Annotated in this window: 16 protein-coding genes; 7 read left to right on the top strand and 9 right to left on the bottom strand. The window is 39.1% G+C overall.

Annotation, left to right across the window (positions count from 1 at the left end):
• Window positions 1-91: 91 nt before the first annotated feature.
• From ACFCT9_RS06770 to ACFCT9_RS06740, 7 genes are read right to left on the bottom strand one after another with little or no spacing between them, the layout of a single operon-like run.
• The gene (locus tag ACFCT9_RS06770) at window positions 92-931 is read right to left on the bottom strand and encodes an urease accessory protein UreD (RefSeq protein WP_412517993.1); all 840 of its coding nucleotides are present in this window, start codon (window positions 929-931) and stop codon (window positions 92-94) included.
• Complete coding sequence (ureG, locus tag ACFCT9_RS06765) at window positions 931-1,545, bottom strand: urease accessory protein UreG (RefSeq protein WP_412517991.1); 615 nt, start codon at window positions 1,543-1,545, stop codon at window positions 931-933. Before ureG ends, ACFCT9_RS06770 begins: the two co-directional genes overlap by 1 nt.
• Window positions 1,546-1,557: 12 nt before the next feature.
• Window positions 1,558-2,247 (bottom strand): urease accessory protein UreF, encoded by a 690-nt coding sequence (locus tag ACFCT9_RS06760; protein WP_412517989.1) that lies wholly within the window; start codon window positions 2,245-2,247, stop codon window positions 1,558-1,560.
• Window positions 2,240-2,692: an urease accessory protein UreE gene (ureE, locus tag ACFCT9_RS06755; protein ID WP_412517987.1), complete on the bottom strand. Its 453-nt coding sequence runs from the start codon at window positions 2,690-2,692 to the stop codon at window positions 2,240-2,242. The genes ACFCT9_RS06760 and ureE overlap by 8 nt, the downstream gene beginning before the upstream one ends.
• A 13-nt stretch (window positions 2,693-2,705) precedes the next feature.
• Complete coding sequence (ureC, locus tag ACFCT9_RS06750; protein WP_412517985.1) at window positions 2,706-4,421, bottom strand: urease subunit alpha; 1,716 nt, start codon at window positions 4,419-4,421, stop codon at window positions 2,706-2,708.
• Entirely contained in the window at window positions 4,418-4,831 is a 414-nt protein-coding gene (locus tag ACFCT9_RS06745) for an urease subunit beta (protein ID WP_412517984.1), read from the bottom strand. Before ACFCT9_RS06745 ends, ureC begins: the two co-directional genes overlap by 4 nt.
• Before the next feature lie 16 nt (window positions 4,832-4,847).
• Complete coding sequence (locus tag ACFCT9_RS06740; RefSeq protein ID WP_002479619.1) at window positions 4,848-5,150, bottom strand: urease subunit gamma; 303 nt, start codon at window positions 5,148-5,150, stop codon at window positions 4,848-4,850.
• 318 nt (window positions 5,151-5,468) lie between these two features.
• Here ACFCT9_RS06740 and yut point away from each other — a divergent pair, with 318 nt between their 5' ends.
• Entirely contained in the window at window positions 5,469-6,413 is a 945-nt protein-coding gene (gene yut, locus ACFCT9_RS06735; protein ID WP_412517981.1) for an urea transporter, read from the top strand.
• A 119-nt stretch (window positions 6,414-6,532) separates the two neighbouring features.
• Here yut and ACFCT9_RS06730 read toward each other — a convergent pair whose 3' ends face one another.
• Window positions 6,533-7,678, bottom strand: a complete 1,146-nt coding sequence (locus ACFCT9_RS06730) for an acyl-CoA dehydrogenase family protein (protein ID WP_412517979.1) — start codon at window positions 7,676-7,678, stop codon at window positions 6,533-6,535.
• A gap of 200 nt (window positions 7,679-7,878) precedes the next feature.
• Here ACFCT9_RS06730 and ACFCT9_RS06725 point away from each other — a divergent pair, with 200 nt between their 5' ends.
• The 3 genes from ACFCT9_RS06725 (at window position 7,879) to ACFCT9_RS06715 (ending at window position 10,249) form a co-directional block, all read left to right on the top strand.
• Window positions 7,879-8,823, top strand: a complete 945-nt coding sequence (locus ACFCT9_RS06725; protein WP_412517977.1) for a nucleoside hydrolase — start codon at window positions 7,879-7,881, stop codon at window positions 8,821-8,823.
• A 96-nt stretch (window positions 8,824-8,919) separates the two neighbouring features.
• The gene (locus ACFCT9_RS06720; protein ID WP_412517975.1) at window positions 8,920-9,471 is read left to right on the top strand and encodes a biotin transporter BioY; all 552 of its coding nucleotides are present in this window, start codon (window positions 8,920-8,922) and stop codon (window positions 9,469-9,471) included.
• 22 nt (window positions 9,472-9,493) lie between these two features.
• Window positions 9,494-10,249 carry a GNAT family N-acetyltransferase gene (locus ACFCT9_RS06715; protein WP_412517974.1) on the top strand — a complete coding sequence of 252 codons (756 nt, stop codon included), beginning with the start codon at window positions 9,494-9,496 and terminating at the stop codon, window positions 10,247-10,249.
• Between the two features lie 30 nt (window positions 10,250-10,279).
• Here ACFCT9_RS06715 and fdhD read toward each other — a convergent pair whose 3' ends face one another.
• On the bottom strand, window positions 10,280-11,089 hold the full coding sequence (gene fdhD / locus ACFCT9_RS06710) for a formate dehydrogenase accessory sulfurtransferase FdhD (RefSeq protein ID WP_412517972.1): 810 nt from the start codon (window positions 11,087-11,089) through the stop codon (window positions 10,280-10,282).
• A 147-nt stretch (window positions 11,090-11,236) separates the two neighbouring features.
• Here fdhD and ACFCT9_RS06705 point away from each other — a divergent pair, with 147 nt between their 5' ends.
• From ACFCT9_RS06705 to galE, 3 genes are all read left to right on the top strand, one after another.
• A complete protein-coding gene (locus tag ACFCT9_RS06705; protein ID WP_412517970.1) occupies window positions 11,237-12,238 on the top strand; it encodes a LacI family DNA-binding transcriptional regulator in 1,002 nt (333 codons plus the stop codon).
• An 82-nt stretch (window positions 12,239-12,320) separates the two neighbouring features.
• Complete coding sequence (locus ACFCT9_RS06700) at window positions 12,321-13,487, top strand: galactokinase (RefSeq protein WP_412517968.1); 1,167 nt, start codon at window positions 12,321-12,323, stop codon at window positions 13,485-13,487.
• An 11-nt stretch (window positions 13,488-13,498) separates the two neighbouring features.
• The gene (gene galE, locus ACFCT9_RS06695) at window positions 13,499-14,491 is read left to right on the top strand and encodes a UDP-glucose 4-epimerase GalE (RefSeq protein WP_412517966.1); all 993 of its coding nucleotides are present in this window, start codon (window positions 13,499-13,501) and stop codon (window positions 14,489-14,491) included.
• The last annotated feature ends 10 nt before the right edge of the window (window positions 14,492-14,501 follow it).

The following is a 14,501-nucleotide window of genomic DNA, read 5'->3' as shown; positions in this document are numbered from 1 at the left end:
AGTTATAGAATAAAGTATATAAAAAGGACGGTTATCCATATTTGGTAACCGTCCTTCATTATGCAATCAAATTGTTAGATAGGATTGTCTTTTAATATTTTCTTAAGAAATCGACTGCTCTGTCATAGTGCTTCTTAACGAGTTGTTGTTGTACGTCGTTTAAAATGTCTACGATTAAATCTGTTTGGTGAGCAAGAATTCGAATGCTGATGCCGTGTGTTGCGAGTTCAGTAATACCGATTCTGCAATCTTCTTGTTTCGCATAAGGTGCCATGATGTCATAAAGTTCTTCTACTGTTTCTTTGTTTACATCTGGATGGATGAAATAACAAGAACCAAGGTGAGAATAACCTTCCATATAACCTAAAGCATCTACACGATTTTTATTTGGATCTAACAACATATTGTCATATACAACTAATTCACCGTCTACAAAGATTTCGTTAAGCAGGTGGAGATAGTCATACGTAAAGTGTGCCTCATCTGGTGAATAACCAGGTGTTAGGATGTCGGTATAAAACATCGCGCCGCTGTTGGCAAGATGATATTGGTTATGCTGATAAAATTTTGCGTTTTTATAAGCAATAATTGGATCACCGACATATTCCATATAGGCATTATCTTCAATCGTGAACGTTTGATATTGTTCAACATGATCTTTCAATGTTTTGTAGATTTTTGTTGCACCTTGCGATGTCAGCGTGGTTGCCGCATTTTCTTTTACTTGGACATTTAAGCGATAACGGTCGCCATCTAAATAACCGCCGCCGACATTAACAATATAGAATGTCGGGATGTTAGAGCCATTTAAATAGATAGGGCGAATCACTTTTAATGCTTGTTCAAAAAAGATATCGCGTGCGACAGAACGTTCACCATCATTAAAGACGGTGATATCTAATTGTCCCGTCCATCTCTTCACTTCAGACATTATTCTAGTCCTTTAAGCAGCACATCACGTTCAATCCAGTTAATCACATTGTCTAAACCATCTTCTGTTTTAAGGTTAGTAAATGTGAATGGACGCTCACCGCGGAAAGTACATGTATCTTCAGCCATTTGGTCTAAAGAAGCACCGACATATGGCGCTAAATCTGTTTTGTTGATAATGAAGAAGTCAGATTTAATCATACCTTGTCCGCCTTTACGCGGGATTTTTTCACCTTGTGCAACGTCAATAATATAAATTGAGAAATCTACAAGTTCTGGACTGAATGTCGCAGCTAAGTTGTCGCCGCCAGATTCAACGAAAATCAATTCAATATCTTCATGACGTTCCATTAATTCATCAATAGCCGCAAAGTTCATCGAAGCATCTTCACGAATAGCTGTATGTGGACAACCGCCAGTTTCTACACCGATGATACGATCTGCAGGCAATACGCCAGTGTTCACAAGAATTTTTTCGTCTTCTTTTGTATAAATATCATTCGTAATAACACCGATACTTAATTCTTTTGAAAGGTGTTTTACTACTTTTTCTACAAGTTCGGTTTTACCAGCGCCTACTGGACCACCGATTCCGATTTTAATAGGTTGAGTCATAAATCTTGCCTCCTAGGAAATAAAGATTCGTACATTCACTTTTTCATGTTCCATTTGATTGATTTCAAGTCCTGGTGCAGTGATGCCGAATTCAGATGCTTTAAGCTCAAAAATGTGGTTGCGTGTCTCTTTCATAAATGGAATCATCTGCGTCACAATACGTTGACCTGCAGTTTGTCCTAAAGGGATGGCTCTGACCGCGTTTTGAGTTAAAGATGAAACGTTTTGATATAAATAATAATCGATAATCATTTCAATATCGACACCGAGATAGTGACCAAGCATTGTAAAACAAATTGCGGGATGCAATTTTGCTTGTTTCGCTTGATATTGTTCGTGATACCAATGAATCCATTTACTGTCGTAAAGTTCATCCGCAAGTTTCACCATACGTGTGCCCATTTGTTTAGTGCCCACACGTGTTTCTCTCGGCATATTTTGAACAAATAATAAACGATCTAATTCTAATACTCTTTGTTCATCATTCTGATTCAGTGCTTCATAAACGAAGCGCATCGCTAATCCATCCGCATAGGTGAGTTGTTCACTTAAAAAGAGTTTCAGCCATTCTTGGAAGGACTGTTCGTCATGAACAGTCCCTCTTTGAATATATGTTTCTAGTCCGAAAGAATGACTGAATGCACCTGTAGGAAATTGCGAATCGCAAAATTGAAACAAGCGTAAAGATGCATGATCAATCATGTGAATGTCCTATATGACGGAAAGCTTTATTGACTTTGCGATCCTCGCGTGAATGGGGGATACCAAGTGATTGTAATAAATCTTCAACTAAATAATCGTATTGTACCAGCATCTCACTTTCAGTGAACTGTGCAGGCAAATGACGGTTACCTAATTGATGGGCAATATCTCCCATTTCTTGCAGTGAACGTGGTTTGATAACCAAGATATCTTCAGAGTTGACATCTACCACGATACGGTTGTTGTCATCTTCATATAAGATATCGCCATACTGCAAATCTACAGGGTTTTTTAAGCGGATGCCGATTTCATTGCCATGGTCTGTTTTTACACGTTGGATGCGTTTAACTAAATCAGAGTTTTCTAGATACACTTTTTCAGTGTGTTTTTGTTTTTCTTCAGGTGATAAATTGGCGATATTGCCAAGAATTTCTTCTACTATCATGAAAGCTAGCCTCCTAGAATAAGAAGTAACGTTGTGTTAATGGCAATTCTGTAGCAGGTTCGCTTGTAATTTTTTCGCCATCTACAAACACTTCATACGTTTGCGGATCTACGTCTAATTTTGGTGTTGCTGTATTATTTTTCATATCCGTTTTACGTAATTTACGGATATTTTTAACTGGACGTACCATACGGTGTAAATTCAATTGACGTTGAATATCGTTCATATAAGCAATATTTGAAACAAACGTCATATTTGTACCTGTCATATTGCCGCCGAATTGGCCGTACATTTTACGGAATTTAAGTGGTTCTGAGATAGGGATAGAACCGTTCGCATCACCGTTGACTGCAGTACTGATCATACCGCCTTTTAATACAACATCAGGTTTTACACCGAAGAATGCAGGTTCCCAAATAACGATATCTGCAAGTTTGCCTGGTTCGATAGAACCTACATATTCTGAGATACCGTGTGTGATTGCAGGGTTGATTGTATATTTTGCGATATAACGTTTGATACGGTTGTTATCATTGTATTCTGAGTCGCCGTCTAAATAACCGCGTTGTTCTTTCATGCGGTGTGCAACTTGCCAAGTACGTGTAATCACTTCACCGACACGACCCATCGCTTGTGAGTCAGAGCTGACCATACTGAATACACCCATATCTTGTAATACGTCCTCAGCTGCGATTGTTTCTTTACGGATACGTGAGTCTGCGAATGCCACGTCTTCAGGAATAGAAGCATTCAAGTGGTGAGTAATCATAACCATATCTAAATGTTCGTCAACTGTATTTGTTGTATAAGGTAATGTTGGGTTAGTGGATGATGGAAGGACATTAGGATAGCTTGCTGATTTGATTAAGTCAGGCGCATGTCCGCCACCAGCACCTTCAGTGTGGTACATATGAATAACACGGTCTTTAATGGCTTTCATTGTATCTTCCATGAAGCCCGCTTCATTCAATGTATCTGCGTGTAATGCGATTTGTACATCATAATCATCAGCCACATCTAATGCATGGCTTAGCGCAGATGGAGTAGCACCCCAGTCCTCATGGACTTTCAAGCCGATTGCGCCAGCGTGGATTTGTTCAATTAATGCAGTGTGGTTGTAAGCTTGTCCTTTACCAGTGAAACCAACATTGATTGGTAAAGCTTCAGCTGCTTCTAACATACGGTGCATATGCCAAGGACCTGGCGCAACAGTTGTTGCCTTAGAACCTTCTGAAGCACCTGTACCGCCACCGATGTGCGTCGTTACACCACTTTCAAGTGCAACCCATGATTGTTCAGGGTTTATAAAGTGCACGTGTGTATCAATACCGCCGGCAGTCACAATTTTACCTTCGCCAGAAATGATATCTGTGTTTGCGCCGATAATGATATTTACGTTGTCCATAATATCAGGGTTGCCGGCTTTACCATATCGCATAATGTAGCCGTTTTTAATTCCGATATCTGCTTTGTATACTTTATCGTAGTCGATAATAACTGCGTTTGTGATTACTGTATCTGCAACATTGCGGTCATCACGTGTAACATTAGGGTTTTGGGCCATGCCGTCACGAACAGATTTACCGCCGCCAAAAGTTGCTTCATCCCCATATGTCGCATAATCTTTTTCAACGCGTGCAAATAAGTTGGTGTCACCTAATCGAATAGAATCTCCGACTGTCGGACCATATAAACTTGTATATTGAGATTGCGTCATTTTAAAGCTCATCGATTATACCCACTTTCTTTATTCGCATTATTCATTCCTTCGTCGTTTGTAATACCAGCGTTTGGATGGTCATCATCTACACGGAAGATACGATCTTCATCAATCGGTCCGTTGACCATTCCGCGGAAACCGTAAATACGACGATTGCCATTATATTCAACAAGTTGTACTTTCTTTTCATCCCCAGGTTCAAAACGTACAGCTGCACCTGCAGGAATATCTAAGTGTTTGCCATAAGCTTTTTCTCTATCAAATTTTAAGCCGTCATTGACTTCAAAGAAGTGGTAGTGAGAGCCGACTTGGATAGGGCGGTCTCCTACGTTTTTGACGACGATGACTGTTTCAGTAGAATCAGTACCTCTATTTATTTCAATTTCAGTACGTTTTACAATAATTTCACCAGGTTTCATAATGAAAAATCCCCCTTTAAACAATCGGATGATGTATTGTAATCAGTTTAGTACCGTCAGGGAAGGTCGCTTCAACCTCGATATCTGTAATCATATCAGCTACACCTTCCATTACATCATCCTTATTTAAAATTTGTCTGCCGTAACTCATAAGGTCGGCAACGCTCTTACCGTCTCTTGCACCTTCTAACATTTCGTAACTGATGATAGCTACTGCTTCAGGATAGTTTAATTTTAAGCCACGTTTTTGACGTCTGCGTGCAACGTCGTTCGCAATAACCAACATCAATTTATCTTGTTCACGTTGAGTAAAATGCAAAGTGATCCCTTCTTTCATATATGTTAAATAATACTTATCCATTGTAAGACTCGACTTATCGATATACAAGAAATATATATTTGTAGTGCGAAATATAATTGCAAATTAACAAGTTAGAGCCTTAACATACACTTTTATTAACCTAAAGGAGATTTACCTTTTTTGGTAATTTTTCAAACAAGTTAGATTTACAATTTTATAGGACATGTTAAACAATATTGTAGGTTATCATAAATAAGAGCATTCGATTTTTGTTCGAAATCTTATTCTGTTATAATTTTAGCGGTTTATATTTTTAAGAAATCAGGTGAAGGATCGATGCGTCAATTTGTCGACGTTGTATTAAAGAATATTTCACAAGTATTATTATTGAATAATGCTTGGACGGGACTATTGATATTGATTGGATTATTTGTGGCCGACTGGAAAATCGGTCTCGCAGCATTACTGTCTAGTATCATTGCTTATGTGTTTGCACCTTATACAAACTATTCAGAAGAAGAAATTAAAGAGGGGCTTGCTGGATTTAATCCAGTATTAACAGGGGTCGCATTGACCGTTTTCTTAGTCCAAGACTGGCTAGGCATTGTGATGACAGGTCTTGCAGTGGTATTAACCTTGCCGTTAGGTGCAGCATTTCGTAATTTGTTAGCACGCTTTGAATTGCCGATGCTGACAATGCCCTATGTATTTATCAGTTGGATGTTCTTATTTATGTCATTCCAATTTGAACATGTGAATGCAGGGGTTAATATTTTGCCGTCAAAAGTGCAAGAAATTCACTTTTCTCATCATACGATTCATGGCATCATGACCTTTTTAGATGGTTTTAGTGAAATATTCCTAGTACAAAGTGCAGCAGGGGGTCTCATTATATTATTTGGGATCTTTGTTGCTTCCAAACGCGCAGGTATCTATGCGATTATCGCTAATATTATCGGTGTATTTGTCGTGATGATGTTCGGTGCTAACCATGATGACATTAACACAGGTTTATATGGTTATAATGTCATTTTGGTTATTTTAGCATTAGGTATTACTTTCAAAGAAAAATCAGTATTCAATCGCTATTTAAGCATGTTGTTTGGTATTTTCATCACCGTTGTGGTTCATGCAGGATTAGTGACATGGTTAAAACCATTTGGTTTACCAGCGTTCACTCTGCCGTTTATTGTCGCAACGTGGATCATGATGTTGGCGGGAAAATCTACGATGCCGCATGAAAAAGAAGAACAAGAAGCTTATTTAAAAGATGAGGCATAATTAAAACGGCTTACACAATGTGTTCCTGTGTAAGCCGTTTGATTATAATGTTGAAGTTTCAAGTAACATCATCGGTTCGTATCAATGATATGAGGTACGTAGTTGAATATATTGAGTGACTAAAATAAGTTAAGCTCTGATTTGGCAATATTGGTATACGCTGCATCTTCCATAGGCGGATTATGCAGACCGGCACGCATATCACGATAATAACGTTGAAGCGGTCGCTCCATTTCTAAACTTTTCGCACCGACAATCCGCATGGCTATATCAATCACTTTCAAACCTTGATTCATCACAAGAATTTTACTGGCAGACGTTTCATTCCAAACTGGCGCATCTGGCGCTTCATGATATGTCCGCGCAGTTGACCATAAAAATGCGCGTGCTGACAGTAACAGCGATTCCATTTCACCGATTGCTTGTTGAACTGTTGGGAGATGACCGATAGGGTGGTCAATACTGTTAGGCTGATGTACTTCAGCGAAATGCTTCGCATAATCTGCTGCCGCTTGTGCGATGCCTAAATAGACACTTGGGATATGCAGAATCCAACCATTCGGGCCTTTCGATCCGCCCGCAACTTCTACAAAGTTTTCTTGTGGAATATGCACATCTTCTAAGACTAAGTCGTGACTTTCAGTGGCTCGCATCCCAACGACATTCCATGTTTCTGCGACAGACACGCCGGGTGTGTCTTTTTTGACTAAGAAGAAACCAAATTGGTCAGTTGCTTCATTATACCCGCTGACTAACAAGTGTGTTAAAGCTGGAAGCATTGAAGTAAAGGTTTTGACGCCATTTAATACATAATCCGTACCGGATGCTTTGGCATGTGTTGCAGGTTTGCCGCCGCGTGTCGGACTACCGGTATCTGCTTCACTTACTGCTCTGTTGATCAGCGCACCTGCCTTGATGTCTTGTGCTAATTGATCAAGTAAGTGAGGCTCCCATTTCTGTTCTTCAAATATTTGACCCGCTGTACTTAAATGCCAACCGATAGATAAAGCTGTTGCCCCATCAATTGCGCCTAAATAACTTTGAATAATAACCATATCTTCAATTGTCGCACCTTCACCGCCATAAGCTTTTGGTAAGGTTAATAAGCTGTAGCCTTCTTTGACGAGCCACGCTATATTTTCATGGGGGAAGCGGCTATGTTTATCATTGTATGCTGCGTGCGCTTGAAATTCGTCTTTGACTGATTGTAACTTTGTTAACCATTTGCGTTGAATCTCTGTATGAACTAATCCTGATTGTAACAACGTTATTCCTCCTGACGTATATTGCTGTATTAAGTTTAGTGTATCACTCGGATTAAAGAGTTGGTAGTGTTTAGCAGCTTGCATTAGATTCAACGGAGAAATTCTATATAGTACAACTGAATATTGCGTTAAACACTTACTTTACATTTTTTCGCAAATTCCATTTAATAGGGAGTGAACCTAAAATTTGGAGGTAAACCATGAAAAAAATATATTTTAACCACGATGGCGGCGTAGATGATTTAGTTTCACTCTTTTTATTACTACAAATGGAAGATGTTGAATTAATCGGAGTCAGCGCAATTGGTGCTGATAGTTATGTAGAACCTGCAGTCAGTGCTTCTGTTAAAATCATCAACCGCTTTTCAGATAGAAAGTTGGATGTTGCCGCATCGTCATTAAGAGGCAAGAATCCATTCCCTAAAGAATGGCGTATGCATGCCTTCTTTGTTGACGCATTACCAGTATTAAATGAATCACGAATTAAACAACATTCAACGCAGCTAGAGATAGAAGCTTATGAAGATATCATTGAAAAATTAGAAAGCAGCGATGAAGCAGTAACGTTATTGTTCACTGGTCCTTTAACTGATTTAGCGCAAGCATTGGAAGTCGCACCACAGATTACTGACAAAATTGAACGTTTAGTATGGATGGGCGGTACGTTTTTAACGAAAGGAAATGTAGAAGAGCCGGAACATGACGGCACAGCTGAATGGAATGCCTTTTGGGATCCAGAAGCAGTCGCAACTGTCTTTGACGCAGACATTGCGATTGATATGGTTGCGTTGGAAAGTACGAATAAAGTACCATTAACGATTGATGTACGACAAATGTGGGCAGATCAACGTGATATTTTAGGTGTAGATTTCTTAGGCGTATGTTATGCGGCGGTACCGCCATTAACACACTTTGTGACCAACTCTACGTATTTCTTATGGGATGTACTTACTACAGCATCAGTCGGCAAACCAGACTTAGTCCACGTTGAAGAAGTTCAAACGGAAGTCATCACTAAGGGTCCAAGCCAAGGCCGCACAAAGCGTGTGACTGAGGGAGGAAGAACGATTCGTTTAGTGGATGATGTGAATAGAGATGATTTCTTTGAATATATTACTAAACTTGCGTCTAAAGTCCGTGTATAATTGTGTAAAATGGAACAAATATATGTTAACTTAACGTAAATATAAGTTAACATTTGTGGTATAATCTTTCTTGTAAGTTATTGAGGAGGTTATTTTATGACAACAAAACATATTACTTTCACCGCAATTATGACAGCGATTATCGCATTGCTAGGATTGGTACCGCCGATTCCGCTTCCTTTCATGCCTGTACCGATTGTCTTGCAGAATGTCGGTATTTTTCTCGCAGGTATTCTTTTAGGTAAAAAGTATGGTACATTAAGCGTAATTGTATTTTTAATTTTAGCAGCGTGCGGTTTACCTGTCTTAACAGGCGGGCGCGGTGGTATAGGCGTATTTGCTGGACCATCAGCAGGTTTCTTATTCTTATACCCAGTCGTCGCTTTCTTGATTGGCTATGCACGCGATAAATCAATAGAACGAATCAATTTCGGTCGTTTATTTATTCCTACATTAATTGCGGGTATCTTTTTATTAGATATTGTCGGCACATTAGTGATGGGCGTGATTACACATATGCCATTATCAAAAGCATTCTTCTTATCTTTTGTCTTTATGCCAGGGGATATTATTAAAGGCATTATCGCTTGTTTAATTGGTGCGGCGTTATTAAATCATACACGCTTTAAACAATTGATTCGTTTCTGAGTTATCAGAAAGAGGGATGAAGATGGGACCGCTATCTATGCGATTAATTGATCAGCCTGGAACAGTTGCTTATCAAGATGAACACAAAACGATTTATTTAACACCACAAGAACCGCTCACGTATTATACTAATAAGTGGGTTTATCATGAGATGCCGACGTTTGAAACATGGTTAAAACATGTTGATACACAAACTAAAGCGCATCTAAAACAAGGCAGCCATCATTTGGCATTTACATTTCCAGAAAACACAAAGTTAGATACAACATTTCGTACATACTTTGAACGAGAAAATTTTGAAGTTGTGTTATTGGAAATGTATGCGATAGAAGCACATGCGCTTGCTGGTGAGATGCCAAGTGATTTAGATATTCGTTGGGTCGACATTTATCATTTGGATGATTATTTAAAAATCTGCCGCTACTTTTCTTTAGATTATGGAAAAGACTATGCGGATGAAGTGGTTAAAACATTAAGACAGCAATTCGAAGGGGCGACTAATGTGAAGCGGGTCATCGCGTATAAAGATGCGCAGCCTGTCGGCACATTAGACATGATTGAATCAGAAGACACGATTGAAATTGATAGTTTCGGTGTAATTAAAGAGATGCGTGGCCAAGGCATTGGACGTGCCATGCAGGCCTTTGTCGCAAATTATGCGCAAAACAAACCTATGATTCTAATCGCAGATGGTGAAGATACCGCAAAAGAAATGTATATCAAACAGGGGTATACCTTTATTAGCTATTGTTATAGTGTGGTAAAAGAAAATATATAAATAGATAAATTAAAAGCTGTGTTCCGCAAGTTAATCTTGTGCGGACACAGCTTTTATACGTTCTGGATGACTATAAATATTAAAGTTGCCATCTCTGATAAAACCGATTGCGGTAATATTCAAATCATTCGCTAAAGTCACCGCTAAAGTAGTGGGTGCAGATTTAGAGAGAATTACACCCACACCGATCTTCGCAGCTTTAATTAGAATTTCTGATGAGATACGACCGCTGAAAATCAATACTTTATCTCTGACAGGAATATGGCGTTCAATACAGAAGCCATATAACTTATCGAGCGCATTATGTCGACCGATATCTTGGCGATGTTCAAAGAATGCATCGCCATCGCTGATGGCCGCATTATGCAGGCCACCTGTACGTTTGAATAGTTTACTTGCAGTTTGAAGTCTGGTCATCATATTAATCACTTGTTTTGGCGTTAAAGTGATATTGGACAATGACGTCTTGGCGACTGCCGCATCATTTTGAAAGTAAAATTCACGACTCTTACCGCAGCATGAAGCAATCATACGCTTCGTCGAATATTCAAAACGGTCCCCTAAATCTTTGGTTAATTCAACATGCGCAAAGCCTTTACTGTCATCGATTTGAATCGATTTCAATTCACTGCGTTTCAAAATGGCACCTTCAGACGCTAAAAAGCCCAGTACCAATTCTTCCATATGGTCTGGACTACAGATGACGGTCGCAAATTCTTCGCCATTTACCATAACGGTCAACGGAAACTCTGTAACATAACTATCAGTGGTTTCGAATAAATCTCCACCTTCATAACGGACAATTGTCTGATTCGTTAAAACATCTTTATCTTTATTCATATGCATGACTCCTTAATTTAACAATATACTACATCACCAGAATTTACAAAAAAGATTTGCATAGAAGCTGTATTTATTGAAAGTGAAGCGTTGTACAAGTAAACAAAGAATAGTAAACTTAAAGTAAACAAAAGAGAGGTGGCAATTATGGCTAGTATCAGAGATATCGCAAAACAAGCGGGTGTCAGTCCAGGAACAGTATCTCGTGTACTTAATGAAGATCCGACATTGTCTGTATCGGACAGCACGAGAACACGTATATTAAATACCGCAAAGGAACTTGAATATCATAAGGCAGTGCGTGTGAACCGCCAAGTTCAAATCATTACGTATGCGTCGCGCAGAAGAGAAATGGCAGATCCTTTCCACCGAGAATTACGCTTAGCGATAGAGTCAGAGATTAAGAAATTGAATTTAACTTTAAAGAAAACACTTAGAATTGAAACAGGCTTTAAAAAACAAGATTTATTAGATGTGAAAAAAGCAGGTGCAGTGTTAGTCATCGGTAATTTTTCTCTCGATGCGTTACAAGAAATTTATCATCACAACCCTAATATGGTTGTGATTAATAATAAACAAGTACCTGATTATATTGATGCTGTTTATTCAGATTTAGAGCAAGCCATGTATCAACTGCTAGATCAAATCAAAGCAGCGTATCCGAAAGCAACAGTTGCTTATTATGGCGGTATGCGTGAAGAACGTAAATTGGATGGCGAAGAAACAATGGAAAGTGATGCCAGATATCACGCTTATCTTTCTTGGTGTCAACAGAATGAGGTAATGCCGATGGGGCATCTTATCGGTTGGGCAAGAGAAGAAGGGTTTGAAGCGGTTGAACAAGCTGAAACGATTCCAGATATTTTGATAGCGGGTAATGATATGGTAGCCATCGGCTTGATTCAAGCCTTACAACAAAGAGGGGTTTCTATCCCTAAAGAAGCAGGCGTCATTGGTTTCAATGATTTAGATGTGAATCAGTATGTGACACCTTCTTTGACGAGTATCCGTATTGATATTGAACAGTTCGGGAAAAGTGCGGTGTTAATGGCGAAAGAACGGATTCAAAAAACACGTCAGTCAGCGATGCATGTAGTGATACAAACAAAACAAATAGAACGTCAATCTTTTTCCTTCAAGAAGAACTAGAAAGTGTTGACAAAACATTTAGTAAACAAATAAACTTTAATTGTGTTTACTAATAAATTTACCTTGTGAGAGGAGTTATACTATGTTGGCATCGATGCAAACGCAATTTGAAAAGCAATTTGAGACAAAACCAGATGTTGCTGCATTTGCACCAGGACGTATTAATTTAATCGGAGAACATACTGACTATAATGGCGGATATGTATTTCCGGCCGCAATTGAATTAGGCACATATGGCTTAGCACGTAAACGTGATGATCGCACGATTCGTTTTTACTCTTTAAACTTTGAAGAAAAAGGTATCATCTCATTTTCGTTAGACGACTTGGATTACAATACAGACCATAGTTGGGCGAACTATCCAAAAGGGATGGTTAAGTTTTTAATTGAAGCAGGCTATTCAATTGATTCAGGCTTTGACGTCATCGTAGAAGGTAATATTCCAAATGGAGCGAGCTTATCTTCTTCAGCTTCTATTGAAATGTTAACGGGTTGGTTAATGAAACAGTTGTTTGATTTAGAGGTTGAACGCTTAGAATTAATTCAGCTTGGACGAAAAGTAGAAAATCAATTTATCGGTGTGAACTCAGGCATTATGGATCAGTTTATTGTCGGTATGGGACAAAAAGATCAAGCGATTCTTTTAGATACACATACATTAGAGTATCATTACGTTCCAACTGAGTTTGGAGACTATACGATTTCTATTATGAATACAAATAAGCGTCGTGAATTAGCAGAATCTAAATATAATGAACGTCTTGAAGAATGCCAGAAAGCATTAGCTGCTTTACAACAATCAGTAGATATTGATGCACTTGGACATTTAGATGTGGAAACTTTCAATCAACATGCGCATTTGATCGAAGATGAAACGATACGTCGTCGTGCACGACATGCGGTCACTGAAAATGCGCGTGTCAAAGAAGCGTACGATGCGTTAGCACAATCTGATTTCGAGCGTTTTGGCACATTATTAAATGAAAGTCATGCTTCATTAAAAGAAGATTATGAAGTAACAGGCAAAGAGCTGGATACGCTCGCTGAGTCTGCGCAAGCAGTTGACGGTGTACTGGGTGCACGAATGACAGGAGCAGGATTTGCGGGATGTGCGATTGCGCTCGTACATCAATCAAAAGTTCAAGATTTAGAAGCAGAAGTTTCACGTATCTATACAGATAAAATGGGTTATGCGCCATCGTTTTATCATGTCAATATCGGTGACGGTGTAAAATCAATCGAACTTTAAGGAGGAAAATCATGTCAGTTTTAGTATTAGGCGGTGCAGGCTACATCGGAAGCCATGCAGCGCATCAATTGATAGATGCTGGATTTGATGTCGCAGTCGTAGATAATTTAGGAACAGGCCATAGAGGTGCTGTACCGAAAGCAGCACGTTTTTACGAAGGTGATATTCGTGACAGCGAATTCTTAAATCAAGTGTTTGCGAAAGAAGCGGTCGAAGGTGTTTTCCACTTCTGTGCGTATTCTTTAGTTGGAGAATCTGTAGAGAAACCTTTAGATTATTTCAATAATAATGTATATGGCATGCAAGTATTGCTTGAAGTAATGAAAGCACATGATGTGAAAGATATTGTCTTCTCTTCTACTGCAGCGGTATATGGCGAACCTGATGTCGTTCCGATTACAGAAGATGCGAAGAAAGCACCGACTAATCCTTATGGTGAAAGCAAATTGATGATGGAGAAAATGATGCATTGGTGTCATAACGCATATGGTATGAATTATGCAGCATTACGTTATTTCAATGTCGCAGGTGCACGTGAAGATGGCTCAATTGGTGAAGATCATAATCCAGAAACACATTTGATTCCTATCGTGTTAGAGGCAGCTTTAGGCCAACGCGATGCGATTACGATATTCGGTGTAGATTACGATACCGAAGATGGTTCATGTGTCAGAGATTATCTGCATGTTACAGATTTAATCGAAGCGCACATCTTAGCGTATCGTTACTTAAAAGAGGGCGGAGAAAGCGGCGCATTCAACTTAGGCAGCAGCCAAGGTTATTCAGTGATTGAAATTGTAGAAGCAGCACGTCAAGCAACGGGTGAAGCCATTCAATCAGAAATCGGTCAACGTCGTGCAGGTGATCCAAGTAAATTAATTGCTTCAAGTGACAAAGCACGTGAAGTACTAGGCTGGGAACCAAAACATGATGACATTCATGAAATAATTGAAACTGCTTGGCATTGGCACCGTGCACATCCTAACGGCTATGAAGATAAATAAAAAGGAGGCT

Origin of the sequence: Staphylococcus simulans (assembly GCF_047037175.1) — a bacterium.
Classification (GTDB): domain Bacteria; phylum Bacillota; class Bacilli; order Staphylococcales; family Staphylococcaceae; genus Staphylococcus; species Staphylococcus simulans_C.
This window is presented reverse-complemented; position numbering and strand designations above follow the sequence as displayed.